This is a genomic window from Nonomuraea sp. NPDC049784 (assembly GCF_040659615.1).
Taxonomy (GTDB): domain Bacteria; phylum Actinomycetota; class Actinomycetes; order Streptosporangiales; family Streptosporangiaceae; genus Nonomuraea.
On sequence record NZ_JBFAMX010001319.1, the window covers coordinates 1 to 1,048 of the forward strand.

Consider the following 1,048-nt stretch of genomic DNA (forward strand, 5'->3'; position numbering starts at 1 on the left):
GTACTTCGGCACGCGCACCAGCCGTTCGGGTTCGCTGACCCGGGCGTAGCGCTTCACGGTGTTGAGCGCCAGGCCCAGGCGGCGTGCGCACTCCAGCAGCCCGACACCCTGGTTGAGCAGGGCATGAACCTGCTGCCAGCGCTCGCGCGTGGTGGCCGCCCTCACCCCTTCTTTCGGCGGCGGGCCGGTCTTGCCCCAGCAGACCGAGTGCGCGGCGACCTCCTTCACCACGGCTTCGGCCAGGTTGTGCCAGATATGCCAGCGATCACCGACCTGCACCGCTTCAGGCAGGGCGCGACGGATCGCTTCGGCGTAGGCGCCGCTGCTGTCACGGCACACCACCCGCACACCGGGGTGGGCACGCAGCCACACCTCCAAGGTGTCGGCCTGACGATCGGTGAGCACGTCGATCCGCTCCCGCGTGATCGCGTCGGTGATCACCGTGGCGTAGCGGTGTCGTTTGCGGAGCGCGAAGTCGTCCACCCCGATCACCGCCGGCACCGGACGAACCGGCAGAGGCAGGCGCAGCAACGACCGGATCGCGCTCTGCCGCGATAGCCCGACTCCCAGCACGGCCAGCAGCCGAGACGCCGCCCGCCCGGCCAGCTCCCGCACCACCGCCCCCACCTGCGTCGTCAAGGCGACCGTGCGGCGCTGATACGGCTCGGCCAGCCCGGGCAACGGCTCCCGGAACGTCTGCCGCTCGCACCCGACCCTCGCGCACCTCAGCCGCCGAAACCGCAGCCGCACCAGCACCCGCTGCCCACCAACCGGCAGGTCAGCCAGCTGCCGATCCACATAGCCATGCACCCGCCCGACTGCCCCGCAGCCGGGACACGCCACCGGCGCGCCGGTGGACGCGACATGCACCACGATCGCCCCGGCCCCGGACTGAACGCTGCCGATGACCAGGCCAGCCAGTTGCGGGAACACCAGCCCCGCAAGATCCCTTACGTCACACCGGCGTCACGCTGACACAGCACCCCGAGATAGCCATGTACCGACACGAACAATCACGTTCCGTCACCACCGAAAGTGCGCCAGAGCC

Annotated in this window: 1 protein-coding gene; it reads right to left on the reverse strand. The window is 70.4% G+C overall.

Annotated features, from left to right (window positions below):
• Positions 1 to 876 (reverse strand): ISL3 family transposase (locus AB0J09_RS65730; RefSeq protein ID WP_360714749.1); only part of this gene is annotated, 876 nt, incomplete at its 3' end.
• Between the last annotated feature and the right edge of the window lie 172 nt (positions 877 to 1,048).